24 protein-coding genes and 3 pseudogenes are annotated in these 22,486 nt (G+C 70.4%); 16 read left to right on the top strand and 11 right to left on the bottom strand.

Annotated features, from left to right (window positions below; genetic code table 11):
• Positions 1-24 precede the first annotated feature (24 nt).
• Entirely contained in the window at positions 25-507 is a 483-nt protein-coding gene (locus ACSUPV_RS38780) for a 3-hydroxyacyl-CoA dehydrogenase NAD-binding domain-containing protein (RefSeq protein WP_436949625.1), read from the bottom strand.
• Positions 508-798: 291 nt separating this feature from the next.
• Between ACSUPV_RS38780 and ACSUPV_RS38775 the strand changes: the two genes are divergently transcribed.
• The gene (locus ACSUPV_RS38775) at positions 799-1,395 is read left to right on the top strand and encodes a TetR/AcrR family transcriptional regulator (RefSeq protein WP_436949624.1); all 597 of its coding nucleotides are present in this window, start codon (positions 799-801) and stop codon (positions 1,393-1,395) included.
• Between the two features lie 15 nt (positions 1,396-1,410).
• Here ACSUPV_RS38775 and ACSUPV_RS38770 read toward each other — a convergent pair whose 3' ends face one another.
• Positions 1,411-1,998 (bottom strand): TetR/AcrR family transcriptional regulator, encoded by a 588-nt coding sequence (locus ACSUPV_RS38770; RefSeq protein ID WP_436949623.1) that lies wholly within the window; start codon positions 1,996-1,998, stop codon positions 1,411-1,413.
• Positions 1,999-2,150: 152 nt separating this feature from the next.
• On the opposite strand from ACSUPV_RS38770, the gene ACSUPV_RS38765 reads away from it, so the two are divergent.
• From ACSUPV_RS38765 to ACSUPV_RS38750, 4 genes are all read left to right on the top strand, one after another.
• Positions 2,151-2,897 carry an acyl-CoA dehydrogenase family protein gene (locus ACSUPV_RS38765; RefSeq protein ID WP_436949622.1) on the top strand — a complete coding sequence of 249 codons (747 nt, stop codon included), beginning with the start codon at positions 2,151-2,153 and terminating at the stop codon, positions 2,895-2,897.
• A 40-nt stretch (positions 2,898-2,937) separates the two neighbouring features.
• On the top strand, positions 2,938-3,888 hold the full coding sequence (locus ACSUPV_RS38760) for an alpha/beta hydrolase (RefSeq protein ID WP_436949621.1): 951 nt from the start codon (positions 2,938-2,940) through the stop codon (positions 3,886-3,888).
• A 628-nt stretch (positions 3,889-4,516) separates the two neighbouring features.
• Positions 4,517-5,938 (top strand): APC family permease, encoded by a 1,422-nt coding sequence (locus ACSUPV_RS38755; protein ID WP_359787314.1) that lies wholly within the window; start codon positions 4,517-4,519, stop codon positions 5,936-5,938.
• A gap of 69 nt (positions 5,939-6,007) precedes the next feature.
• Positions 6,008-6,886, top strand: coding sequence for an NAD(P)-dependent oxidoreductase (locus ACSUPV_RS38750; protein ID WP_436949620.1), 879 nt, complete (start codon positions 6,008-6,010; stop codon positions 6,884-6,886).
• A gap of 245 nt (positions 6,887-7,131) precedes the next feature.
• Here ACSUPV_RS38750 and ACSUPV_RS38745 read toward each other — a convergent pair.
• Positions 7,132-7,407, bottom strand: a pseudogene (locus ACSUPV_RS38745) (DNA helicase); the annotation flags it as partial.
• A gap of 70 nt (positions 7,408-7,477) precedes the next feature.
• Between ACSUPV_RS38745 and ACSUPV_RS38740 the strand changes: the two are divergent.
• A protein-coding gene (locus tag ACSUPV_RS38740; RefSeq protein WP_436949619.1) for an IS630 family transposase occupies positions 7,478-8,544 on the top strand; the annotation gives its coding sequence in 2 pieces (ribosomal slippage) (positions 7,478-7,958 and positions 7,958-8,544; 1,068 coding nt in all).
• Positions 8,545-8,560: 16 nt separating this feature from the next.
• Here ACSUPV_RS38740 and ACSUPV_RS38735 read toward each other — a convergent pair.
• Complete coding sequence (locus ACSUPV_RS38735) at positions 8,561-8,776, bottom strand: heavy-metal-associated domain-containing protein (RefSeq protein ID WP_382611423.1); 216 nt, start codon at positions 8,774-8,776, stop codon at positions 8,561-8,563.
• A complete protein-coding gene (locus ACSUPV_RS38730) occupies positions 8,773-9,216 on the bottom strand; it encodes a nuclear transport factor 2 family protein (RefSeq protein ID WP_037758112.1) in 444 nt (147 codons plus the stop codon). The genes ACSUPV_RS38735 and ACSUPV_RS38730 overlap by 4 nt, the downstream gene beginning before the upstream one ends.
• A gap of 88 nt (positions 9,217-9,304) precedes the next feature.
• On the opposite strand from ACSUPV_RS38730, the gene ACSUPV_RS38725 reads away from it, so the two are divergent.
• Positions 9,305-9,982 (top strand): TetR/AcrR family transcriptional regulator, encoded by a 678-nt coding sequence (locus tag ACSUPV_RS38725; RefSeq protein ID WP_436949618.1) that lies wholly within the window; start codon positions 9,305-9,307, stop codon positions 9,980-9,982.
• Positions 9,983-9,992: 10 nt separating this feature from the next.
• Here ACSUPV_RS38725 and ACSUPV_RS38720 read toward each other — a convergent pair whose 3' ends face one another.
• The 3 genes from ACSUPV_RS38720 to ACSUPV_RS38710 form a co-directional block, all read right to left on the bottom strand.
• A complete protein-coding gene (locus ACSUPV_RS38720; RefSeq protein ID WP_436950005.1) occupies positions 9,993-10,382 on the bottom strand; it encodes a hypothetical protein in 390 nt (129 codons plus the stop codon).
• Positions 10,383-10,814: 432 nt separating this feature from the next.
• The gene (locus ACSUPV_RS38715; protein WP_436949617.1) at positions 10,815-11,993 is read right to left on the bottom strand and encodes an acyl-CoA dehydrogenase family protein; all 1,179 of its coding nucleotides are present in this window, start codon (positions 11,991-11,993) and stop codon (positions 10,815-10,817) included.
• Between the two features lie 161 nt (positions 11,994-12,154).
• Positions 12,155-12,529 carry a ferredoxin gene (locus ACSUPV_RS38710; protein WP_031119513.1) on the bottom strand — a complete coding sequence of 125 codons (375 nt, stop codon included), beginning with the start codon at positions 12,527-12,529 and terminating at the stop codon, positions 12,155-12,157.
• A gap of 124 nt (positions 12,530-12,653) precedes the next feature.
• Here ACSUPV_RS38710 and ACSUPV_RS38705 point away from each other — a divergent pair.
• The 9 genes and pseudogenes from ACSUPV_RS38705 to ACSUPV_RS38665 all read left to right on the top strand — a co-directional run.
• Positions 12,654-13,049: pseudogene (locus tag ACSUPV_RS38705) on the top strand (ChaB family protein); the annotation flags it as partial.
• A 166-nt stretch (positions 13,050-13,215) separates the two neighbouring features.
• Positions 13,216-13,581, top strand: coding sequence for a DUF6479 family protein (locus ACSUPV_RS38700; RefSeq protein WP_031119515.1), 366 nt, complete (start codon positions 13,216-13,218; stop codon positions 13,579-13,581).
• An 89-nt stretch (positions 13,582-13,670) separates the two neighbouring features.
• On the top strand, positions 13,671-14,021 hold the full coding sequence (locus ACSUPV_RS38695) for a hypothetical protein (RefSeq protein WP_031119516.1): 351 nt from the start codon (positions 13,671-13,673) through the stop codon (positions 14,019-14,021).
• 180 nt (positions 14,022-14,201) lie between these two features.
• A pseudogene (locus ACSUPV_RS38690) lies at positions 14,202-14,456 on the top strand (sigma factor); the annotation flags it as partial.
• 31 nt (positions 14,457-14,487) lie between these two features.
• Positions 14,488-14,634, top strand: a complete 147-nt coding sequence (locus tag ACSUPV_RS38685) for a hypothetical protein (protein WP_359785290.1) — start codon at positions 14,488-14,490, stop codon at positions 14,632-14,634.
• A gap of 118 nt (positions 14,635-14,752) precedes the next feature.
• Entirely contained in the window at positions 14,753-16,417 is a 1,665-nt protein-coding gene (locus ACSUPV_RS38680; protein ID WP_436949616.1) for a purine-cytosine permease family protein, read from the top strand.
• A 151-nt stretch (positions 16,418-16,568) separates the two neighbouring features.
• Positions 16,569-17,024, top strand: coding sequence for a hypothetical protein (locus ACSUPV_RS38675; protein WP_037758105.1), 456 nt, complete (start codon positions 16,569-16,571; stop codon positions 17,022-17,024).
• A gap of 131 nt (positions 17,025-17,155) precedes the next feature.
• A complete protein-coding gene (locus ACSUPV_RS38670) occupies positions 17,156-17,641 on the top strand; it encodes a cation:proton antiporter regulatory subunit (RefSeq protein ID WP_037758104.1) in 486 nt (161 codons plus the stop codon).
• Positions 17,642-17,647: 6 nt separating this feature from the next.
• On the top strand, positions 17,648-18,904 hold the full coding sequence (locus ACSUPV_RS38665) for a cation:proton antiporter (protein ID WP_436949615.1): 1,257 nt from the start codon (positions 17,648-17,650) through the stop codon (positions 18,902-18,904).
• A 63-nt stretch (positions 18,905-18,967) separates the two neighbouring features.
• Here ACSUPV_RS38665 and ACSUPV_RS38660 read toward each other — a convergent pair whose 3' ends face one another.
• From ACSUPV_RS38660 to ACSUPV_RS38650, 3 genes are all read right to left on the bottom strand, one after another.
• A complete protein-coding gene (locus tag ACSUPV_RS38660) occupies positions 18,968-19,549 on the bottom strand; it encodes an Rv1733c family protein (RefSeq protein ID WP_436949614.1) in 582 nt (193 codons plus the stop codon).
• Between the two features lie 129 nt (positions 19,550-19,678).
• The gene (locus tag ACSUPV_RS38655) at positions 19,679-20,779 is read right to left on the bottom strand and encodes a winged helix DNA-binding domain-containing protein (protein WP_436949613.1); all 1,101 of its coding nucleotides are present in this window, start codon (positions 20,777-20,779) and stop codon (positions 19,679-19,681) included.
• Positions 20,780-20,897: 118 nt separating this feature from the next.
• Positions 20,898-22,442: a glycoside hydrolase family 43 protein gene (locus tag ACSUPV_RS38650; protein ID WP_436949612.1), complete on the bottom strand. Its 1,545-nt coding sequence runs from the start codon at positions 22,440-22,442 to the stop codon at positions 20,898-20,900.
• Positions 22,443-22,486 lie beyond the last annotated feature (44 nt).

Raw genomic sequence — 22,486 nt, 5'->3', positions numbered from 1 at the left:
TCCATTTCCGCTTCAACCGGCCAACTAGCGAAAAAAGTTGGTCACTTGATCTAGAGGGAATCGGACTCGATAGGGACTTCGCGGGAGGCGGCGGAGGTGCGCAGCCACGCACCTTCCCATGTCGATGTTTTCGGTCGTGGCGATACCCGACTCGATCTTCCTTCGCGCACAGCAGGAACGAGACCCCGTAGCCGGTTCAGAGGTGGCGACGGCGGGCTTCATGATCGGAATGGACGATGCGCTGGAGGCGAGCACCGCTCGCGGCGAGTGGGCGATCGCGTCCAGCCGCTGGAAGGGACAGACCGTCGCGGTCTCGTCCTCGGCGGTCGTCTCAACCAGCAGATCGCGATCGGCGGCTCCGTCCAAGCGCGTGACGCCCCTGATCCGTCCCCATCGGACAAGCGGCCCGGTCGCCGCCACCCACGCCGACGGCCCGCAACACCCCGGGAGGCCGGTGTCCCCTCGGTGGTGAACGCCGCGTATGTCCCCCCGGCGCCCGTGGATCATCGCACCCTTCGGTCACACGCGGGCGGTCCCCTCCAGGAAGGCCGACGGTGTCAACGGAGTGCATGAGGCTGGAGTCACGGTGACCTCGCGTCGCCGTGATGGGCAGGGGCTCAACGCAGGGAGTACCGAAACCTGGTCAACGGTCCGAGTCGGTCCGAACGGTTGGTGAAGCCGGGCCATGCGCCCCGGCAATGCACTGCTTCTGGCCAGTCGCGCGTCATGGGCATGCGACTTGGTCACGATACCCTGACAGGCGACAGTCACCTCCGTCCACGTAGATAGGGTTCTGCCATGGCGCGACTCCGAGCCACCCAGCGCCGCGAGGTCTTCATCCAGGCGGCCGTCGACGTGATCGCGGAATTCGGGGTGGACGGTGCCACCACCCGCCGGATCGCGGCGCAGGCCGGCGCGCCTCTCGCGAGCCTGCACTACTGCTTCAGCTCCAAGGAGGAGCTCTTCTTCGCGATCTACGAGCAGCAGATCGCCACGCTGGAGAACACCATCTGGCACGTACGCGAACGAGCCGGCCTGGGCCGCACCGCGGCCAGCCTGCTCCGGCAGCTCATGGGCTACTACCAGTCTGCCGAGAAGCAAGCGCACGCCCAGGCGGAGCTGTTCTTCTGGGTCCTGCGCCAAGAGGGGGAACTTGCCTCCAAGGCCTACCAGATCCATCTCGAAGTGATGATCAAGACCCTCAACAAGGGGATGCGCGAGGGTGACGAGGCGAAGCTCGTGGAGCCACTGGCCCGCATGATCGCCGCCGTGAGTGACGGGCTGGTCTACCAGTGGCTGGCCTTCCGGGACCCCGACCACCTGATGGTCGACATCGACCTGGCCACCGAGGCGATGGAGCGGCTGGCCGACGCACACCGGGCCGGGCGGCCCTGACCACTGCTCCCGCGCTCACGACCGCGGGGTCGCCCCGACCATACTGAGGGCGAACTCTCCGTACTGCCAGGCCACGGTGTCCTCGGTCAGTTCGCCGTCGTCCCGGAACCAGGTGGCCACGCCCATACCGAGATCCAGGATCGCGTACGAGGCCAGCCGGGCCGACGCGACACTGAAGCACCCCGCCGCAACACCCTCCGTCACCAGGTCGCGGAATCCCGCCTCGTACTCTGCGCGGCGGGTCAGGATCTTCGTACGGTGCGGCTCGGCCAGGCTGCGGACCTCGCGATTGCCGACGAACGCCTCCTGCCGATGGCGGGCGTGGTAGCGCACGTGTGCCTCGGTGGCGCGCCGCAGCCGCTCGGTAGGATCACTGCTGCTGTCGACGGCCACCCGGTGCAGCGCCAGCAGGTTGTCCATGGTGTCCGTCATGATCTGCACGAGCAGATCCTGCTTGGACGCGACGTGCTTGTACAGGCTCGGTCCGCGGATCCCCACCGCCGCGCCGATGTCGGCCATCGTGGTCGCCCCGTAGCCGAGCCTGGTGAACAGGTCCAGCGCCGCGGCGCGGATGCCCTCGGTGCGCGATCCCGACACGGTCATCCCCACTCACCCCTCGGTTTTGTACTCCCATGCCAGTGCAGACCGGCTAGCCAAAAGTAGCAGGAGCGTCATCGGATCGAATGCCTGGCTCTTGTCATCCCGTTTGTGCCGCCTTACAGTCGGCTAACCCTCATTAGCCGACAGGAGTACTCATGACTGTCGATCTCTTCCCCGGCCCGGTCGTGGCGGAGCTCGCCGACCTCGGCGCCCGCATCATCCGGGAGACCGTGCTCCCCGTCGAGGACCGGCACAGGGGAGTCGTCCACTCGGAGGCCGTACGAGTGGACCTCCAGTGTGCGGCGAAGGAGGCGGGGTTTTTCGCCCCCCATGTCGCGGCCGAGTACGGCGGTCACGGACTGGACATGCGGGGCCGCACCGTGGTGTTCGAGGAGGCGGGCTACTCGCTGCTCGGCCCGCTGGCGCTGAACATCGCCGCTCCCGACCGGGGCAACATGCACCTGCTGGAGGCCGTCGCGACCCCCGAGCAGAAGGAGCGCCATCTGCGCCCGCTCGCCACCGGCGAGATCCAGTCGTGCTTCGCGATGACCGAACCGGCCCCCGGTGCGGGATCGGACCCGGCCGCGCTGGCCACGCGCGCCGAACGGGTTCCGGGCGGCCGGCGCATCGACGGCCGCAAGTGGTTCATCACCGGTGCCGACGGAGCGGGCTTCACGATCGTCATGGCACGGACCTCGGGTGAACCCGGCGAACGCGGGGGCGCCACCATGTTCTTCGTCGACGCCGACAATCCGGGGACGAAGACCGTCCGGCATATCGGGACACTCGACGAAAACCTCTTCGGGGGCCGGCAGTCGTCTTCCTCGCCGGCCCGGCCTCGGCGTACATCACCGGCACCACCCTCGCCGTCGACGGCGGAATGTCCTGTCACTGTCCGGTGACCCCTGAGCCCTGCACGTCGCGCACCGTCCCGGAGGCACCGTGAAACTCGATCCCGACGCGCAGGCGTCGGCCGACCTGCTCAAGGAGCTGCTTCCGCGACCGCTGCACCGGCTGGGCGTTGCGGGTGCACGAGAGTGGGTCCGCGCACTCGCCTCCGACCTTCCGCCTCCGGTCATCCACGAGGTGTACGACCGGACCGTCCCAGGCGCGGAAGCCGAGATCCCGGTCAGGGTGTACCGGCCCGGCCCCGAGGCCGGACTGCCGGTCCTGGTATACCTCCACGGAGGCGGCTGGACGGTGGGCGGTCTGGACGGCGTGGACGCCCTGTGCCGCACGCTGTCGACGGCGGCGGGCTGTGTCGTCGTCTCGGTGGACTACCGTCTCGCGCCCGAGCACAAGTTCCCCGAGCCTCTCGACGACTGCTTCCGCGCCCTGACCTGGGTGTCCTCCCACGCCGCCGAACTGGGCGCAGACTCGTCCCGCATCGCGATCGGCGGCGACAGCGCCGGCGCCAACCTCTCCGTGGCCGTGTGCCTGCTCGCCCGCGACCGGGGCGGCCCACCCATCGTCTTCCAGTTGCTGGCCTACCCGCCCACCGAGTACGGCGTGCCACGCCCGTCCTGGACCGAGTACGCCGACGGTCCATTGATCACGAGCGACGACGTCCTGTGGTTCTGGGACCAGTACCTGCGCGACGAGGCCGATCGCGCCGACCCGCTCGCCGTGCCCGCGAACGCTCGCGACCTGCGAGGCCTCCCGCCGGCGTTCATCATCACCGCGGAGTGCGACCCGCTGCGCGACGACGGGGAGGACTTCGCCCGCCGGCTACGAGAGGACGGCGTACGAAGCGCCGCCAAGCGCTACCCGGGCGTCTTCCACGCTTTCTTCACCGAGGTCGGAACCATCGCACGGGCGAAGGAGGCGGTCGACGACGCCGCCGGGCACCTTGTCCACGCGTTCGGAGCGGACACCCAGGATGACAGTTCCTGATCGCATGACCAAGCTGATTGGCTCCGGCGGCAGCTTACCCAGGTGATCGAAGGCAGGCGGTGCCAGGCACCCGGTACGGGAAGGCCCTTCCCTGCGAGTGTAGAAGCACTCGGCATTCCTTGAATTGCGTTTCCCACACGTTTCGGCGGGCGGTGCACTTACCGCGTTCCCGCGTGCCCTCGATCGGCAAATCGCGCTGACGTGGATGAATGCAGCCCAGGCGAGGTCGCGATGAGCGCGGCCCGTCAATGCCGTTGACCTCACCGCAATACGGGCCGAGTTGGCACCGGACCTCGTTGCTTCCGGGGTGTCGTGCCGTGTCGGAGTTAATCGCAATCTTCGGAGAGGATTCCTTTCCTTGCCCCTACGCGAAACAAAGAATTTACCGTCCCTCCGTCTTGCCTGCCTGGGACATGCGACCTAGTCTTTCGACCAATTCGGTCGGCTGAACGCAACTCACCCAATCCGGACTGATCTCATCCTGGACCCGGCCGAGACACGAACTCCCAGGGCAGCCCGCTCAGATCTCAACCCTCACCGCCGAAGCCCCTGTCCAGGGGCAGGGGCCATCGTCAGGAGACAACCCATGAGTTCCGTGAGACCAGTGACCGAGACGGAGGTGCCGTCCGTGGGAGTCGCTTCAGGGCCCCAGTTGCGCGGCAACCTCAGCATGTTCCACCTACTGTTCACCGTGCTGGCCTTCAACGCACCCATGGCGGTCGTCGTCGGCTTCATCCCGCTCGTCGTCGGCTACGGCAACGGCATCGGCGCACCGATGGCCTTCGTGGCGGCAGGCGTGATCCTGGCCCTGTTCGCCGCCGGCTTCACCACGATGGCCCGGCATCTCCCCAATCCCGGTGGGTTCTACGCCTACATCACCGCAGGCCTGGGCCGGGTCGTCGGGCTGGGCTCCTCGTTCCTGGCACTCCTGTGCTACTACGCCATCACCCTGTCCTGCTACGCGTATTTCGGTCTGGTGCTCAAGTCGCTCATCCACGACAGGTACCACGGACCGGCGATCAGCTGGTGGCTCTGGGGCCTGGCGCTGGTGGCGGTCGTCGGCGTGCTGGGCTATTTCAAGCTCGACGTGTCAGCGCGGATCCTGTCCGTGGTGCTGGTGTGCGAGGTCGTCATCGTCCTGGTCTACGACGCCTGCGTGGTGTTCAAGGGCGGCGCCTCGGGTTTCAGCCTCTCCTCCTTCACCCCGCACGCGGCCCTCTCGGGATCGACGGGTATCGCGCTGCTGTTCGCCATCCTCTGTTTCGGCGGGTTCGAGGCGACCACCATCTTCCGCGACGAGGTGCGTGACCCGGACCGCACCGTGCCCCGGGCGACGTACCTGTTCATCGGCCTGGTGACGCTCCTGTACGCCGGCACCGCGTGGCTGCTGATCCAGGCGTACGGCACCGACAAGGTGGTGGCTGCCACGGCTGCCAACCCGACCCAGTCGTTCATGGACAGCGCCGCAGCGTACAGCGGGCGCGTCGTGGTTGACCTGGCCACCGTGCTGCTCACCACGAGCATCTTCGCCGCGGCGCTGTCCAGTCACAACATCACGGCTCGCTATCTCTACAACCTCGGCGCGGACGGAATCCTGCACAAGGGGCTCAGCAAGGTGCACCCCCGCCAGGGCGCCCCCTACCGCGCGTCCCTGGTCACCACCGTGACGACGGTCCTCGGCCTGGCGCCCTTCGTCATCTTCGCGGCCGACCCCACCCTTCTGTACGCGACCCTGAGCGGCGTCTTCGGCTACGCACTGATCGTCCTGCTGCTGGTCACCGGAGTCGCGATCCCCGTCTACCTCCGGCGGACCAGGCCGAGCGACACCAACGTCTGGAAGTCAGTGGTCGCGCCCGTCCTCGCTCTCGCCGGTCTCGCCGTGTCGCTGGTCCTGGCGACGCAGAACTTCAGCACCCTCATCAGTGGCTCCAAGAGCCTGACAAACGGGATGTTCGCCCTGGTCTATGGAACGTTCGTAGTGGGCGTCATCACGGCCTTGGTCTACCGCCGGTCCCGCCCGGACGTCTACGAGCGCATCGGCCGGCAGTAGGCACCGAGCAGCCGCCACTCCGACCCGCAGGGCCGGTACGAAAATGAACGAAAGAGGAAGGTGGACACCTTGTCCGACGTAAGTGTTCTCGGTCTCGGCCTGATGGGGACGGCGGTCGCGTCCGCGATCGTGGAAGGCGGTCGGGAGGTCACGGTGTGGAACCGCACCGCCACCAAAGCGGAGAAGCTCCGCGAGCGGGGTGCCGACGTGGCTGAGTCGGCGGTCGCCGCCGCCCAGGCGAGCCCGGTGGTCATCTCGGTCCTCACCGACAGCGCGGCGCTGCGCACAGCCCTGGGCGACGACGTCCGGCTCGACGGACGGACGATCGTCAACCTCGCGACGGGAACACCCAACCACGCGATCGAGACCGACGCGTGGGTCAGGGAGCGTGGTGGCCGCTATCTGCACGGGACCATCGCCGCGTACCCCAAGGACATCGGCCAGCCGGGTGGAGGTGTCGTCTTCTCCGGGCCCACGGAGATCTGGAACGAGCTGGAGCCGACCCTGCTGCTGCTCGGCGGCACCACCAACCACACGGGCGACAACGTGGGCGACGCCTGTGCCCTGGACCTCGGCATGCTCATCTTCTACATGGCTGCGGAAGGCGCCTTCCAGGAAGCACTGGCGTTCGCGTCGGCGTACGGCGTCTCGCCCCGGAGGCTGCTCAACCACACGCTGCCGACCGTGGCGATCCTGGAACGCGAACTCCGCGACTCGGTGGACCGCGTCGAGAAGGGCGACTACAGCACGGACGAGGCGACCATCGACACGTTCTTCGCCTGTATGGAACTGGCCACCACATCCTCCTACGACGTCGGCCTGCGTGGCCCGATGACGGAAGGTGCGCGCAAGCTCTACCAGCGCGCAGTGGAGGCCGGGCGCGGAGCCGACCTGCCCGCGGCGCTGTTCCCGCTTCTCCTGGAGAAGCCCGCGCCGCAGGCAGACTGACCGCGCCACCGTCGGCGGCGTCCCCGAGCCCCCGCTTCCTGCCCTGGCGCGGGGGCCCACCGTCATCCGAGAAGATGCGCGACGTGCAGCACGGCCAGGGCCTGTGTGATGTCGTGATCAATGTTGCCGGTCCGGGTCCGCCGGGAGAGCGGATCCGGTAGGAACGAGGACTGTGACGCGCAGGCAACTCGCCGATGATCAGTGGGAGTTGATTGAGCCGTATGTGCCGATCGGTGAGTACGGCGAAAGTCGTCCGCGATTTTGACTTTGGGCCACTCCCTGCCTTTTGCCTTGTGGGCGGTGGAGATCGTGATCTCGGCCGCCGCTTCGTCTGTTAGAGCATCGACAGCGGCAATGATGGCTTCGGCGCCGTGGGTGTCGACGAGTTCAACGAACGGCTGGAGGTCTCGGCCCGAGGGATCGTGTTCGGCATAGTCCTGCAACTCGCCCCAGGAGGCGAAGAGAACCAATTCGGGGTGAGAGGTGCGACGGCCGCCCTTGAGGTCCCGGGCGGCTAGAGACCTTCAAGTTTCGGGGTTATGTCGAGCGCGGGCTGGTGACGGCTGACGTGGCGTCGGCTATGCCGGTTCCATGAGGTATCCCGACGGTGGTGGTCTGACCGCTGCGGAACGGGCTCGGCGGGAGCGGGTGCGGTTCGCAGCAGCCGAGATGTTTGCCCAAGGGGCGAGCGAGCCGGAGGTCGCCCGGCAGTTCAGAGTCTCAAGGATGTCGGCGAACCGCTGGCATCGGGCCTTCACCGAAAGCGGCGTCGAGGCGCTGGCCTCGAAGGGGCCGGGCGGCGCGCGCTGCAAGCTCGACGAGGCCCGGTTACGGGCCCTGAAACAGGAACTGGAGGCCGGGCCTGTCGCGCACGGCTCGGATGAGGACCAGTGCTGGAACCTGGCGAGGATCACCGAGCTCATCGAGGCGAAGTTCGGTGTCGGCTACACCCTCGGCGGGGTGAACGCCCTGCTGCACCGTATCGGCTGGAGCGTGCAGGTCCCCGCCAGGCGGGCCGCCGAACGCGAAGAGGAGAAGACCGCCGCCTGGAGGGACGAACAGTGGCTCGTCATAAACGGACGGCGGCGGACCTTGGGGCCTGGCTGTGCTTCGAGGACGAGGCAGGCCAGGGCCTGAGGCCGCCCAAGGGTCGCACCTGGGGTCGGCGTGGCCGCACCCCGCTGGTGCGGGTTTCCGCCGCTGGCTCCGGCCGCATTTCGCTGGCCGGTCTGGTTGCCACTCGCCCCGGCCGGGCGCCGCGGCTCATCTACCGCACCCGCCTGCACCGCGGCCGCAAGGGCGAGAAGAAGGGTTTCACCGAGACCGACTACGCGCGATTACTCGACGCCGCCCATCAGCAGCTCGGCGGCCCGATCGTCCTGATCTGGGACAATCTGAACACTCACCGCAGCAAGGCCATGCAGCAGCTGATCGCTGCCCGGCCGTGGCTGGTCGTCTACCAACTGCCCTCCTGTGCGCCGGAACTCAATCCGGTGGAAGCTGTGTGGTCCCACCTGAAGCGATCCCTGGCCAAGCTCGCCAAGCGGACCATCGACCAGCTCGCCAGGATCGTGAAGACCCGCCTCAAACGGATGCAGTACCGTCCCGCCCTCATCGCCGGATTCATCACCAAGACCGGCCTCGAGCAGCCGCCGTAACGCCAGCTGAAGGTCGCTAGCCGATCTGGTCGTCGAGTTCGTAGCCGGCTTCCTCGACCGCAGCGCGCACGTCTGCGGTGTCGAGATCCCTGTCGCTGGTCACCGTGACCGTGCCGCTGTCGACGTTCACCGCCACGGCGGTGACGCCGGCGACGTGTTCGATCTCCTCGGTGACAAAGCCTGCGCAGTGGTCGCAGACCATTCCGCTCACGGTGTAGGTGCTCTCGGTCACGCCGGCCGCACCTGCCCCTCGGACACCTCTGGCGTCGGCTGTCCCGGGCCGGCGTCCGCTGGGAGGGTGCGGGTGAGAATGTGTGCCTGACGCATCCGCCCGTCATCCGTGAACTGAGCGAACATGTGCGTCTCGATGGCGAGGGCTCTCTTGCGGTTCTGTACATACAAGGTGGACCGGACGGCGATCCGATCCCCATCCACCAGTGCTTCGTGCACATCCCAGCGGCCACTGGGACGGTTCTTGCGCACCGGGCGAGTGTGCGCGATGAGCTTGTCCCGGTCCATCCGGTGTCCGTCGGCGATCTGGACGATGTCCGGTGTGTGATAGCGGTCGACGATCAGTCCCGGGTCCTCGTCGCTGTCCAGGAGGTCGTTGTGGAAGGACGCATAGAAATCGGCGATGAACTGCTTGGGGTCGGTGTCGCTGAACGGACTCATGGTGCTCCCGTCACGCTGCTGGTCGGCGTACTACCTCTTACAGTCTGTAAGATATGCACCCTCCCGTAATCTTTACAAGGTGTAAGAAATGACTCCACGCCAGGCGCCGCATCGCCGTGCCGACGCCCAGCGCAGCAGGGCCGCCATCCTGGACGCGGCGGTCCAGCTCCTGAACACCCATCCCGACACCAGCGTCGAAGCCATCGCCACCGCCGCAGGCGTGACTCGCCAGACCGTCTACGCCCACTTCCCCTCGCGGGAACAACTGCTGACAGCAGCCCTCGACCGGATCACCGAGGAAGCGGTCGCCGCGATGGACGCCGCCGGCCTTGACACGGGACCTGCTGCGGGCGCCCTGCTGCGACTGCTCGATGCCAGCAACCGGACAGCGGGGCGATACCCCGTCCTGCTCCAGAAGATCAGCCTGCTGTCCGTTGATCCGCACACCGACCACGAACGCCACGCGCCGGTCGCCGACCGGCTGAAGCGGGTGATCCAGCGCGGCCAGGAGACCGGGGAATTCGACGGCAGACTCTCACCGGACTGGCTCGTAGCTGTCACCATCAACCTCGGCCACGCTGCGAGCGGCGAGGTAGACGCCGGCCGGATGTCCAGCGAGGAGGCAGCGGAAGCACTCCACACCAGTCTGCTCCGCGCGTTGGGCGCAGTCGCGCCGACAGGAACCCCGACACCAGAGGAGGGCGCCCCTCCGGCTCGCAGCGGGGCCAAAGCCAGGGGCGCGAAGCTCCGCAATCCTCGGAAATGACAGAGGACCTTCAGCCGCCGTAACGTCGACCTTTGAAGGTCTCTAGCGCCAGTGCGACGAGTGCCTGTCCACCCCTGGTCAGAGCCACCCGACGGTCGGCTTCCAACTGCCTCATGACTTCGGTCATGGCTCCGACGTTAGTGCGGCACAGCACGGCGTCCGGGCAGGTGACCAGGCCGATGAGGACCAGGCCGCCGACCGTGGAGCCGAGGGTGCCGTCGTCCTTGAGCGAGTGCGAGTAGCGTACCGGCGTGAGCAGTAGGGCGACGCCGTTCAGCGTGCCGCATACCACGGCCCACAGCGGCCTGTAGTGCCGTACGGCGATGAAGAGCAGGGACAGCAGGATCGCGGTCTCGCCCGGGCCGAACAGGGCCTGCGGCCCGGCGAGCAGCGTGCCCACCGAGTAGCAGGGAACACAATGCCGGTACGGCGGTGCGCAGTTGAGGGGGTGAGCCAGGCGGGGTGCCGCTCAGCCGGCCACAGGACGGCGACGAGTCCGACCAGGAGCAGTGCGACCGTCGTCCGTACGTTCTCGTCGGCGTTGGTCACGTTCACGACGTCGGCCACCGCCGCCTGACACAGATGGGCGGCGAGGGCGCCCAGAGGATCGGCCTGGCGCCGTTCAACATCCGGGACGCCGGCGACCTCAGTATCGGCCGCCGCCTCAGCCCCGCACGGCCCAGTTGCGCTGGCCCTGGGCGGCTGAGGAATTAGCAGGTCAGCGGGCTCAGGACGCCAACAAGCCAAGCCCATCGCGCGTCAGGCCAAGCGCTCCGCTCAGTGCCAACTATCCCGCTTTTATGCCAACTAAAAAGCCTCGTCGCACACGGTGTCAGCGCCGTACCCGAGGCATCCCCAGCCCGATCCACGAGATGATCTCCCGCTGGATCTCGTTGTTGCCGCCGCCGAAGGTGAAGATGACCGCCGAGCGGTAGCCGCGTTCCAGTTCGCCGTGCAGGACCGCGCCCGCCGAGCCCTCCTTCAGCGCGCCCGGGGCAGCGACGATCTCCATGAGCCAGGCGTAGGCGTCGCGCCGGGCCTCGGAGCCGTAGACCTTGACGGCGGAGGCCTCCTGCGGGGTGAGCGTGCCGTCCTGGACGGCGCCGACCATCCGCCAGTTGAGGAGCTTCAGCGCGTCCAGCCGGGCATGGGTGCGGGCCAGCAGGCGGCGGACCCAGGCCAGGTCGGCGACGCGGCGGCCGTCGGCGAGCTTGGTCTCCCTCGCCCAGCGCTGCACGTCGTGCAGGGCGCGGATCGCCATGGTGCCGTGGGCGGCCAGGGTGACGCGCTCGTGGTTGAGCTGGTTGGTGATCAGCCGCCAGCCCTGGTTCTCGGCGCCGACCCGGTGCGAGACGGGGACGCGGACGTTCTCGTAGTAGCTCGCCGTGGTGTCGTGCGAGGCGAGGGTGTTGATGAGGGTGCAGGAGTAGCCGGGGGCCGAGGTCGGCACCAGGAGCATGGTGATGCCCTTGTGCGGCGGGGCGTCGGGGTCGGTGCGCACGGCCAGCCACACCCAGTCGGCGGTGTCGCCGTTGGTCGTCCAGATCTTCTGGCCGTCGACGACGTACTCGTCGCCCTCCCGTACCGCGCGGGTCCGCAGGGACGCGAGGTCCGTGCCCGCGCCGGGCTCGCTGTAGCCGATGGCGAAGTCGATCTCCCCGGAGAGGATCTTGGGCAGGAAGTACGCCTTCTGCTCGTCGGTGCCGTACTGCATGATCGTCGGGCCGACGGTGTTCAGGGCCATGAGCGGCAGGGGAACGCCGGCCTGGGCGGCCTCGTCGAAGAAGATGAACTGCTCCATCGCCGTCAGACCGCGCCCGCCGTACTCCCGCGGCCAGCCCACGCCCAGCCAGCCGTCGGCGCCCAGCCGCCTGATGGTCTCGCGGTAGAACCGCTTCTGGTCGGCCGGGTCGCCGTGCCGCGCGTAGGCCTGGTCCGGGACCAGTTCGGCGAAGTACGCGCGCAGTTCATTGCGCAGCCGCTGCTGCTCGGGCGTGTATTCGAGGTGCACGGCGCCTCCAGGCTCCCCAGGCCGGTCCTGTCGGCGCACACCGTAGAACGTGTTTCAGAAATTGGGAATGGCGATGCCTCCTCGGTGTCGTGTTCCCGCGTACGGCGCGGGTGCCGGTGTCGGGTGCGGGTACCGCTGTCGGGTGCGGGGGCGCGTGCGGGTCAGTTCAGGGTCGCGAGGAAGTCCGTGCACGCCCGCGCGCACGCGCGGCAGGCCTCCGCCGAGTCCTCCGCCCCCGGCTGCCGGTCGAAGGCGTGGGCGGCCTCCAGGCACACGGTCCGGCACCACTCCACCTGGACGCGGATGCTGCTCTCGTCCACCTGGTTCTGCTCGGACAGCACGCGGCAGGTCGCATCGCAGACCTCCGCGCACATGATGCCCTTGCGTCGTACGAGTTCCTGGTTCTCGGTGCCGTCGGGATCCACGAGGCTCGCGCGCAGCGCACAGGCCCGCGCGCACTCGGTGCACGCCTGCGCGCAGGCGAAGCGGTCCTCCAGGAACCGGAACAGCTCCTGCTGGGATGTCGTCGAAGTCACACCGCGCGGGTAGCCCCCGGACCTGCCGGTCAAACCCGGTGTTCCCAAGGGCCGCGCCCCGTTTTCCGGCCTCACGGCCGGGCACCCGCCGACCCCGGAACGACCACGCACGGAGGTGAGTCACATGCCCGGGCGAGAGGAGCTTCCGTCGACCCTGGAGCGGTCCTCCAAGGAGGCGCAGCGCACCTGGATCAAGGCGCACGACTCGGCCGTGGAGCAGTACGGCGAGGGCGAGCGCGCGCACCGCACGGCGTTCGGCGCGCTGAAGCACACCCACGAGAAGGTCGGCGACCACTGGGAACGCAAGGAGGGCGGCCGCAAGGGCCCCTCCGACCCACGGTCGGCCCGGCCCCGGCAGCAGGGCGGGCGCAGCGGCGAGGGCGTCGACGAGCAGGCCTCGAAGGAGCACCTCTACGACCTCGCCAGGCGGATGGGGGTCGAGGGGCGGTCGCGCATGTCGAAGGCGGAGCTGCTGGACGCCGTCCGCAAGGAGAACCGCGCGCGGACCAGGTCCTCGCAGCCGTCCTCGGGCTCGTCGTCCCGGTCGTCGTCGGGCTCGTCGTCCCGATCCTCCACGGGCTCGTCCTCGCGCTCCTCGTCCCGGTCGCCCTCGGGCTCGTCGTCGCGCACGTCCTCGCGATCGAGGTGAGCCGGTTCACGGGGCGGACCAGGGGTACCCGCGAGCCATGAATACCGCATGGATGGAGCTGGCCGCGGGACGTGGCGCCCTCGGCATCGGGCTGGTCGTGGCGGGCGTGGTGGTCGTGGGCCTGCTGCTGGGCGCCTTCGTCCTCGGCTTCCGCAGCAAGCGCAGGGAACTGCCCACACCCCGCCCGGAGGAACAGCCGCGGATGCCCGCCGGCGGCCCGGTCCGCGAGACACGTGAGCGCCGCGAGCCCGACGAGGTGCCGAGAAGCGAGGAGCGTCTGACGCCGCACGAGCTGAAGACGAACGGCCGCCAGAGCGACCGGACGAGCGCCTCGCAGGAGCGTCCGCGCTGGAGCGAGGGCAGCAGCGGCGGCTTCGGCAGCGGCGGACCGGGCGCCCGCTGAGGCATCCGCTGAGGCACCCGCCCTGACCCAGCCGCCCGAGCCACCCCGCCCCGGTCGCACATCACGTCGTACACAGGGAAGTGAGAACCATGGCCGATCCCGCCCGCAACACTCTGCCGCTGCCCGACTACGACCATCTGCCGATCGGCGGCTTGGAGAGCCGTGTGCGGTCGCTGTCGGCGGAGGAGGTCGAGGAACTGCTGGCGTACGAGCGGTCGCACGCCGACCGCCTGCCGGTGACGGAGCTGCTGGGGTCCCGGCTCGAGCAGTTGCGCGCGGGCGCGGAGCCGACGTCCGGCGACCCGGGCGCCCTGCGTCCCGAGACGGGCGAGGGGCACGGCGGCTCGCCGGTGTCGCCCGCCACGTCGCCCGAGCCGTTCAGCGCGCCGCCGCACGGTACGCCGGACCAGCCCGGCAAGCCGAAGGGCGACCGGACGTAGGCGTCACCCGCCTGAGCCCCCCGCTCGGCCGCGTGCTCCCAGCCGAGGGGTCTCGAAGGGCCCGTGCCTCGTGCGCGGGCCCTTCGTCATGTCCGCGACCCGTCGGCAGTGAGGTGGATCATAGAGCTGGGGTGCAGCGTGGAGGGGGGTCCAGCGTCTTTCGAGGGGTGTAGGAGGCCACTGAGACGCGGGACGGTGAGGAGGGAGCAGGTTCGGGCGGACGGCTTCGACGAGTTCGCGGCCGCCCGTTGGTCGGCGCTGCTCCATGTCGCGCGTCTGCTCACGGGCGGCGACCGGCAACGGGCCGAGGACCTGGCGCAGGAGGCCCTGGTCAAGTTCTGGTTCGCCTGGCCGAAGGTCGCCGAGCAGGCCCCGGAGGCGTACGTCCGCACGGTGCTCGTGCGGATGGCGGCGCGCTCGGCGCGGCGGCGCTGGAGGCGGCCCTGGCCCTGCGCGCTACGGTCCCGTGCTGCTGACGTACGGCGTCCTGAAGCTGGTCGGCTTCGCCGTCTTCCTGTACCTGCTGGACTCCGCGGGCGACTTCCGGAAGAAGAACCCACTGGCCTCCGGGTCGTACGCGGGGTACGTGCTGTTCGAACTGGGGGTGCCCTAGGGGGTGTCCGTGAGATGCCTCCGAAACATTCCCTTCACGCAGGAAGTATTTAGGGGTAACGACCGCTGCCTACCGTGCCTGCCTTGTCGGTCCCCAACCCGCAGCAAGGAGGCGTGGCATGAGTACGGAGCCACGACTGGCAGAAGTCGTCGAGCCGGACCCCGCGCAGAAGGCAGCGCGGGGCACGGACCAGGCCGTCAAGGAGACCCTGGAGGACTACGCCCTCCGCTTCGCGCCCCGGAGTTACCGGCGCTGGACTCCGATGGTGGTGGCGACGACCGCGCTCGGCGGCATCGCCTACATGGCCGACTTCTCCATCGGCGCCGGCATCGGCCTCGCGCACGGCACCGGCAACGCGCTGCTGGCGATCGCCGTCGCCGCGGTCGTCATCTTCGTGACCGGGTTCCCGCTCGCCTACTACGGGGCCCGGTACAACATCGACCTGGACCTGATCACCCGCGGTTCCGGCTTCGGCTACTTCGGGTCCGTCCTCACCAGCGTCATCTTCGCGAGCTTCACCTTCATCTTCTTCGCCCTCGAAGGCTCGATCATGGCGCAGGGCCTGAAGCTGGGCCTCGGGCTGCCGCTGTGGCTGGGCTACCTGGTCTCCACGCTGATGGTGATCCCGCTCGTCATCTACGGCATGACGGCGCTGAGCAAGCTCCAGGTGTGGACCACCCCGATCTGGCTGCTACTCATGGTCGGCCCGCTGGTCTACCTCGTCGCCACCGACCCTGGGAGCGTCGACCGCTTCCTCGCCTACGCGGGCACCGACGGCGACGGCGGCGTCAACACCGCCTCGGTGCTGCTGGGCGCCGGCGTCTGCCTGTCGCTGATCGCGCAGATCGGCGAGCAGATCGACTACCTGCGCTTCATGCCGCCCAGGACCGAGGCCAACAAGCGTGCCTGGTGGACGGCCGTGGTGATGGCCGGCCCGGGCTGGGTGGTGCTCGGCGCGCTGAAGCAGGCCATCGGCGTGTTCCTCGCGGTCTACATCATCGCCGAGGTCGGCGCGGCCGCCGCGCCCGAGCCGATCCAGCAGTTCAAGCACGCGTTCGACGCGATGCTGCCGTCCTGGATCGTCGTCCCGCTGGCCGTGGCGCTGGTCGTGATCAGCCAGATCAAGATCAACGTGACGAACGCGTACTCCGGCTCCCTCGCCTGGACGAACTCCTTCACCCGCGTCACGAAGCGCTACCCGGGCCGGATGGTCTTCGTCCTGGTCAACCTGGGCTTCGCGCTGGCCCTGATGGAGGCCGACATGTTCAGCTTCCTCAACAGCATCCTGGGCTTCTACTCGAACTGCGCGATCGCCTGGGTGGTCACCGTGGCCACGGACATCGGCATCAACAAGTACGTGCTGAAGCTGTCCCCGCACGCCCCCGAGTTCCGCCGCGGCATGCTGTACGCCGTCAACCCGGTCGGTGTCGTGGCCTTCGTCGCCGCGTCCGGGCTGTCCATCGCCATGTACTTCCACGCTCTGGGCGACACGCTCCAGCCGTACTCCCCCGTCGCCGCGGCCGTCATCGCCTTCGTCCTCACGCCGCTGATGGCCGTGGTCACCCAGGGCCGGTACTACCTGCGCCGCACCGACGACGGCATCGCCGAACCGCTCCTGGACGAGGACGGCAACCCGAGCGCCACCACCTACGACTGCCATGTGTGCCGGCAGCGGTTCGAGCGGCCGGACGTGACCGCGTGCCAGACGCACGACGCGGTCGTCTGCTCCCTCTGCCTGAGCACCGACAAGGTCGGCGACCACGTGCTGCCGGCGGCCGTCTGACCCCCGGGGCGGGACGGCGCGCGTCGCTCCCGCCCCACGGCACGGCAGGCGACCACCCCTCTCTCCTGGGCAGCGGCTTCCGAGGCCGGGCGGCATACTGATCTTCGCTGCCCGGTGACCAGGCCGACGGGCGGAGAGGGGATGACGGGACGTGACCACCGAAAGACCGGGCGGACGGGGAACGCCCGACGAGCCCGACGGCGCTCCCCCGGTCCCGGACGAGGTGTGGCTGCGGTTCCTGACGGACAGCGAGTCCGCCATACGCGCCTCGGCCCCCAGGGAACCCTCCGCGAAGGAGAGGGCGGCGGGACGGCGGCCGCAGCCCCCGCACACCGTCGGTGACCTGTGGCAGCCGGAGGAGCTGTGGGTCCGCGTCGCCTGGCGGGACCTGGACCGCGGCGCCAAGGTCCGGCGCGTGGGACGTGTCGTCGCGACCGCCGCCGCCGTGGCCCTGGCCCTCGGGGCCTGGTGCCAGTTGTCCACGGGCACGGGCTCCGGCCACCGGCCGGGGACGGACACCGTGCGGCAGGTCGAGGGGGCGACCGCGCGGCAGCCCACGACCACTCCCTTCCCGTCCGGATCCCCCGTCCCGGAGCCGTCCAGGTAGCACACGCAGGACGGGTACGGTCCGGCACGGCCGCCTAGGATGAGCGCACAGGCCGGATCTGGGCGTTCGTCCGGGCGAGGCCCCCCGCAGGCGAGTCACCGGAACGCGCACGCCGACCGAAGGGGGACGAGATGAGCGCGCCACGCCTCAGCAGCACACCGTTGCCGGGCATCGGGGTCCGCTACGACCTGACGACACGGGACAGCCGCCGCCTGTCCGTGGTCGCCCACCGCGACGGACACCGGACGATCAGCGCCTACCGCGAGGACGACCCCGACGCCTGCGACCTGTCGGTGCGTCTCACGGCGGAGGAGGCGGCGACCCTCATCGACGCGCTGATGCCCGCCCACCACACGCCGAACCTGCTGTCCACCACCGACCTGGGGCTCGTCGCCGAGCGGATCGAGCTGCCCGGCTCCTCGCACTGGAACGGCCGGCTGCTGGGCGAGTCCCGGCTCCGCACCGACACCGGCGCGTCCGTCGTGGCGGTGCTGCGCCGGGCCGAGGCGATCCCCTCCCCCGCCCCGGACTTCCGGCTCGCCGGGGGTGACATCCTCATCGTCATCGGCACCCGCGAGGGCGTGGAGGCGGCCGCCGCGATACTCGGGCGGGAGTGACCCGCCATGCACTCCTCCGCGGTCTTCCTGATCGAGTTCGGCTGCCTCATCCTCGGGCTCGGGCTGCTCGGCCGCCTCGCCGGGCGCTTCCGCTTCTCGCCGATCCCCCTCTACCTGCTGGCCGGGCTCGCCTTCGGCGAGGGCGGGCTGCTGCCGCTGGGCGCCAGCGAGGACTTCGTGGCGGTGGGTGCCGAGATCGGCGTCATCCTGCTGCTCCTCATGCTGGGCCTGGAGTACACGGCCGCCGACCTCGTCTCCAACCTCAGGACCCACTACACCGCCGGGATCGTCGACGCCGTCCTCAACGCGCTGCCCGGCGCGGCCCTCGCCCTGCTGCTCGGCTGGGGCCCGGTCGCGGCCGTCGTGCTGGCCGGCGTCACCTGGGTGTCGTCCTCCGGCGTCATCGCCAAGGTCCTCGGCGAGCTGGGGCGGCTCGGCAACCGCGAGACCCCGGCCATCCTGAGCATCCTGGTCCTCGAGGACCTCTCCATGGCGGTCTACCTCCCCATCGTCACCGCCCTGCTGGCCGGGGTGAGCTTCGCCGCGGGCGCGCTCACGCTGGCCATCGCCCTCGGGGTGGCGGCCCTCGTGCTCGTCCTCGCGGTGCGCTTCGGCCGACACGTCTCCCGCTTCGTCTCCAGCGACGACCCGGAGAAGCTGCTGCTGGTCGTGCTGGGAGTGACCCTCGTGGTAGCCGGGGTCGCCCAGCAGTTGCAGGTATCCGCGGCCGTGGGCGCGTTCCTGGTCGGCATCGCCCTGTCCGGTGAGGTCGCCGAGGGCGCGTCGAACCTGCTCGCGCCGCTGCGGGATTTGTTCGCCGCGGTGTTCTTCGTCTTCTTCGGCCTGCACACCGACCCGGCCAGCATCCCGCCCGTGCTGCTGCCCGCTCTCGCGCTGGCCGCCGTCACCACCGCGACGAAGATCGCCACCGGCTACTGGGCCGCGCGCCGTGCCGGGATCGGGCCCAAGGGCCGCTGGCGCGCGGGCGGGACGCTGGTGGCGCGCGGCGAGTTCTCCATCGTCATCGCCGGGCTCGCCGTCACGGCCGGCATCGAGCCGTCCCTCGGCCCGCTGGCCACGGCATACGTCCTCATCCTGGTCCTCCTCGGTCCGCTGACCGCCCGCTGGACCGAGCCCCTGGCCACCCGCCTGACCGGCCGCCGCGCACGTCGGCGGCGGGTCAAGGCGGCCGGGTCGGCGGCGCCGGTCCCTTCCGGCGACCACGAGACGATCGAGGGGCAGGACACGGTCGGCCGCGCGTGATCGAGAAGGCAGGACACGGTCGGCCGCCCGTGATCGAGGGAGGGCGGCGGGACGACCGCGCGTTCAGCCCGTCTTCCACCCCCGCCGCGTGTCGATCCGCTCCCACTCCGCGTCCCACTGCGCCATCCGCCGCCGGTCGAGACAGAGTCGGGCCACCCAGGCGGCTCCCAGTACCGCCCCGCCCGTCAGGGCTCCTGCCAGGACGCCGCCCACGGTGGTGTGCAGCCAGGCCTCTCCGGGGGAGACCGGTGGGGTCGTGAGGTCACCGCCGCGGTCCACCCACACGGGGATCGTGCTCCCGGCGGGAGCCCGGGGCGGCACCCGTGCCTCCTCCCGGTGGGCCGAGCCGTCCGGCGCGGTCCAGCGCACCTTGCCCCAGACCCGGTGGTCGCTCGCCGCGCGCGCCGGGGACGGACCGGGCGCGTCCTCGACGAGGACCGCCGTGACCTTGCGGCTCTCGGCCCGCTGCCGTTCCACGGCCCGCTCGACGGCGCCCGCCGCCATCGCGCCGGCGAGCAGCCCGCCGAGCAGGGCGAACGCCCAGCCGGCGAGCACGACCCACGCCTCGACGACGTCGATGCGCCGCTTGAGCGTGTTGTGCCGCCACCGCCAGCACCGCACGGTCGTACGCCCTGACGCTTTCATCGGCCGACACCCCCTCGTGAGCACCGGCAGCTCCCTTCCAGTGTGCTCCCTCCACGTCAGCCGGCCCACCGGTCCGTACCCGCGGGGCCGACCGCCTATCGCGTATCGGCAGGTGGCCGGTGTCCGGCGTCAGGGGGCGGCCACGCGTACCCGGTCGCCGGCGCCGTCGGACAGGAAGGACGCCAGCGCCCGGCCCTCTCCTTCGACGGCGGCGCGGTCGGCCCGGGAGAAGCGGCGCAGCGGCGTGACCAGGACGGTGCCGGTGCCGGCCTCGGCGGTCCAGGTCGCGGCGACGCGTCCGTCGACGAGGACGACCCGGGCACCGGCGACCGAGAGGCCGCGGTGGGCGTCGTCGATGATCCGGCCGCGGTCGTGGTAGCCGAGGATCGCGTTGTCGAACGCCGGGAGGAAGCGGACGGGGGCGGGGGTCTCGGGGTCGGGTCGGGGGGCGTCGGGGAGGTCGAGCTGTTCCCGGCCGCGTTCGTCGCGGAAGGCGACCAGTTCGCCGCGCAGGGCGGAGACCGCGGCCGGCAGTCCGGCCAGGCCGCACCAGGCGCGCAGGTCTGCCGAGGCGGCGGGTCCGAACGCGGCCAGGTAGCGCCGTACCAGCGCCTGTCCCACGGGGTCGGAGCCGTCCGGGGCGGGCGGGTCGATCTCGCGCCCCAGCCAGGAGGAGAGCAGCGCGTAGCGTGCTCCCGCCGTCGTGCGCCACAGCCCGCGCGGCGGCAGTTGCGCCGTCGGGAGGAGGGCGGCGGCCAGCATCTCGCCCAGGGGGCGGTTCCCCGGGGCGGGCCAGCGGTCGGAGACGGCCCGGGCGAGGTCGGACATCGAGCGAGGTTCGTCGTCGGCCATGACCTCGTGGCCGGCCGCCGCGAGTTCTCCGAGGTCGACGCCGTCGAGTTCTCGGCGGTAGGTCCCGAGCACCCGCGTGCGCAGCATGTCGTGGTGGCGGGCCCGCCAGGCCAGGACGTCGTCGGCGGTGACGAGGTGGACGGTGCGGCGCATGAGGTGGGTCCGCACCACGCGCCGCCCGGTCAGCAGGTCCGACAGCGCCGCCGGGTCGAACGTCCGCAGCCGGGACCAGAGACCGACGTACGGCTCCTGCGGTTCCTGCGCCTGGAGGCCGCACAGGTGGGCGACGGCGTCGAGCACCGGCAGGTCGGCGCGGTCGAGCAGCAGCTGCCGGGCGAGGGTGGCGCGGTTGAGCGCCCGGGTGTCGAGAACGGTCATGGCGGCATCTGGGCCTTCGCGTCGAGGGCCGGCCCGTGGTCGGGGGGTCCGGGCGGCATGCGCGACCACCGTCCCAGGGCATGCGGTCAGCTGCTGACCGCATGCCGGGGGTCGGCCGTCAGCTGCCCGACGGGGACGCGGCCGCGTCGGCGTCCAGCGGCTCGTAGTCGAACCAGTCGAAGTGGACGGTCCCGGTCGCGGCGTACATGCCGATGACCCGGCCCGTGAAGCCGCCCGCGACCTCGGTGGACAGGTACCGGCCGTCGAGCGTGGCGAGTTCGGTGAACGTGCCGTCCGCGTCCTCCAGGCCGAGGGTGACGGTGTCCGGGCCCTGGCGCGCGTCGCTGACCTGCCGGGTGGCGGCCGCCTCGATCCTCAGCACCACCGGACAGGCGGGGACCGCACGGGACGCGACCGACGAGCGCAGCGAGCCGACGCGGGCCCCGACCCGCACCTCGCCCGCCGTCGCCTCGATCTCGTAGTGGTGCTGCTCGTCGAGGCGGACGGCCAGTCCGCCGCGTCCTTCGGCCGGGTCGGCCAGCACCCGGGCGCGGAAGGACAGATGCTGCTGGCGGCGGCCGACGAAGGTGACCTCGGGGTCGTCGAGCGACTCGCCCCGGGCGCGGAGCGTGAGCGAGCCGGGCCGCTCCTTGGTGGTGCAGTGCTCCGCGGAGCGGGAGCGGGGGGAGATCCAGGCCGGGGCCAGTTCGCTGTCGTCGAAGTCCTCCCGGACCGGCGCGGGCGCGGGCTCCTGGAGCGGCCACGGGGGCCGGGGCAGGTCCGGCGTGAGCTCGCCGACGACCGGCCAGCCGTCGGACCAGGTCACCGGGGCCAGGAAGGTCTCGCGGCCGAGGACGTGCCAGCCGGGGGTGCCGCCCTGCGGCCGGACTCCGAGCAGGACCATCCACCAGGAGCCGTCCGGGCCCTGCACCAGGTCGGCGTGGCCGGTGTTCTGGATGGGGTGGTTGGTGCCGCGGTGGGTCAGGATCGGGTTGGCCGGGCAGGGTTCGAACGGGCCCTGCGGCCCGCTGCCGCGGGCGATCGAGACGCCGTGGCACCGCTCGGTGCCGCCCTCGGCGATGAGCAGGTACCAGTAGTCGCCGATGTGGTAGAGGTGCGGTGCTTCCGGCGCCTTGGCGCCGGGCGTGCCGGACCAGAGGCGCCGCGGCTCACCGAACGTCCGTCCCGTGTGCGGGTCGAGACGCACCTGGGTGACTCCGGCGGTGGTGCACCAGCAGTTCCCGTCGTCGTCCCAGGCGAGGTCGGGGTCGATGCCGTGCACCCCGGGCAGCCGGATCGGGTCGGACCAGGGCCCGGCCGGGTCGGTGGCCGTGACCAGCAGGTTCCCGTCGCCGCTCACGTTGGTGACGATCAGCCAGAAGCGGCCGTCGTGGTAGCGCAGGGTGGGGGCGTAGATCCCGCCGGAGGAGGGCGAACCGGGGGGCAGGCGCAGTTGGTCCGGCCGGTCGAGCACGTTGCCGATCTGGGTCCAGTGCACCAGGTCGCGGCTGTGGAAGATCGGCACGCCGGGGAAGTACTCGAAGCTGGAGCACGCGAGGTAGTAGTCCTCGCCGGCCCGGCAGACGCTCGGATCCGGGTGGAAGCCGGGGATCACGGGGTTGCTGAGGGTGGCGCCCGGGTCGGGTGTGCTCGGCACTCTCATCGGGTCCTCTCGCCGGAGAAACTTTCGCGGAAAGTTTCGCGCTC

Source organism: Streptomyces sp. SudanB52_2052, assembly GCF_964272415.1.
GTDB classification, from domain to species: Bacteria; Actinomycetota; Actinomycetes; order Streptomycetales; family Streptomycetaceae; genus Streptomyces; species Streptomyces olindensis.
Note: the sequence above shows the minus strand (reverse complement) of the source record. Positions and strands in the feature narration are given on the sequence as shown.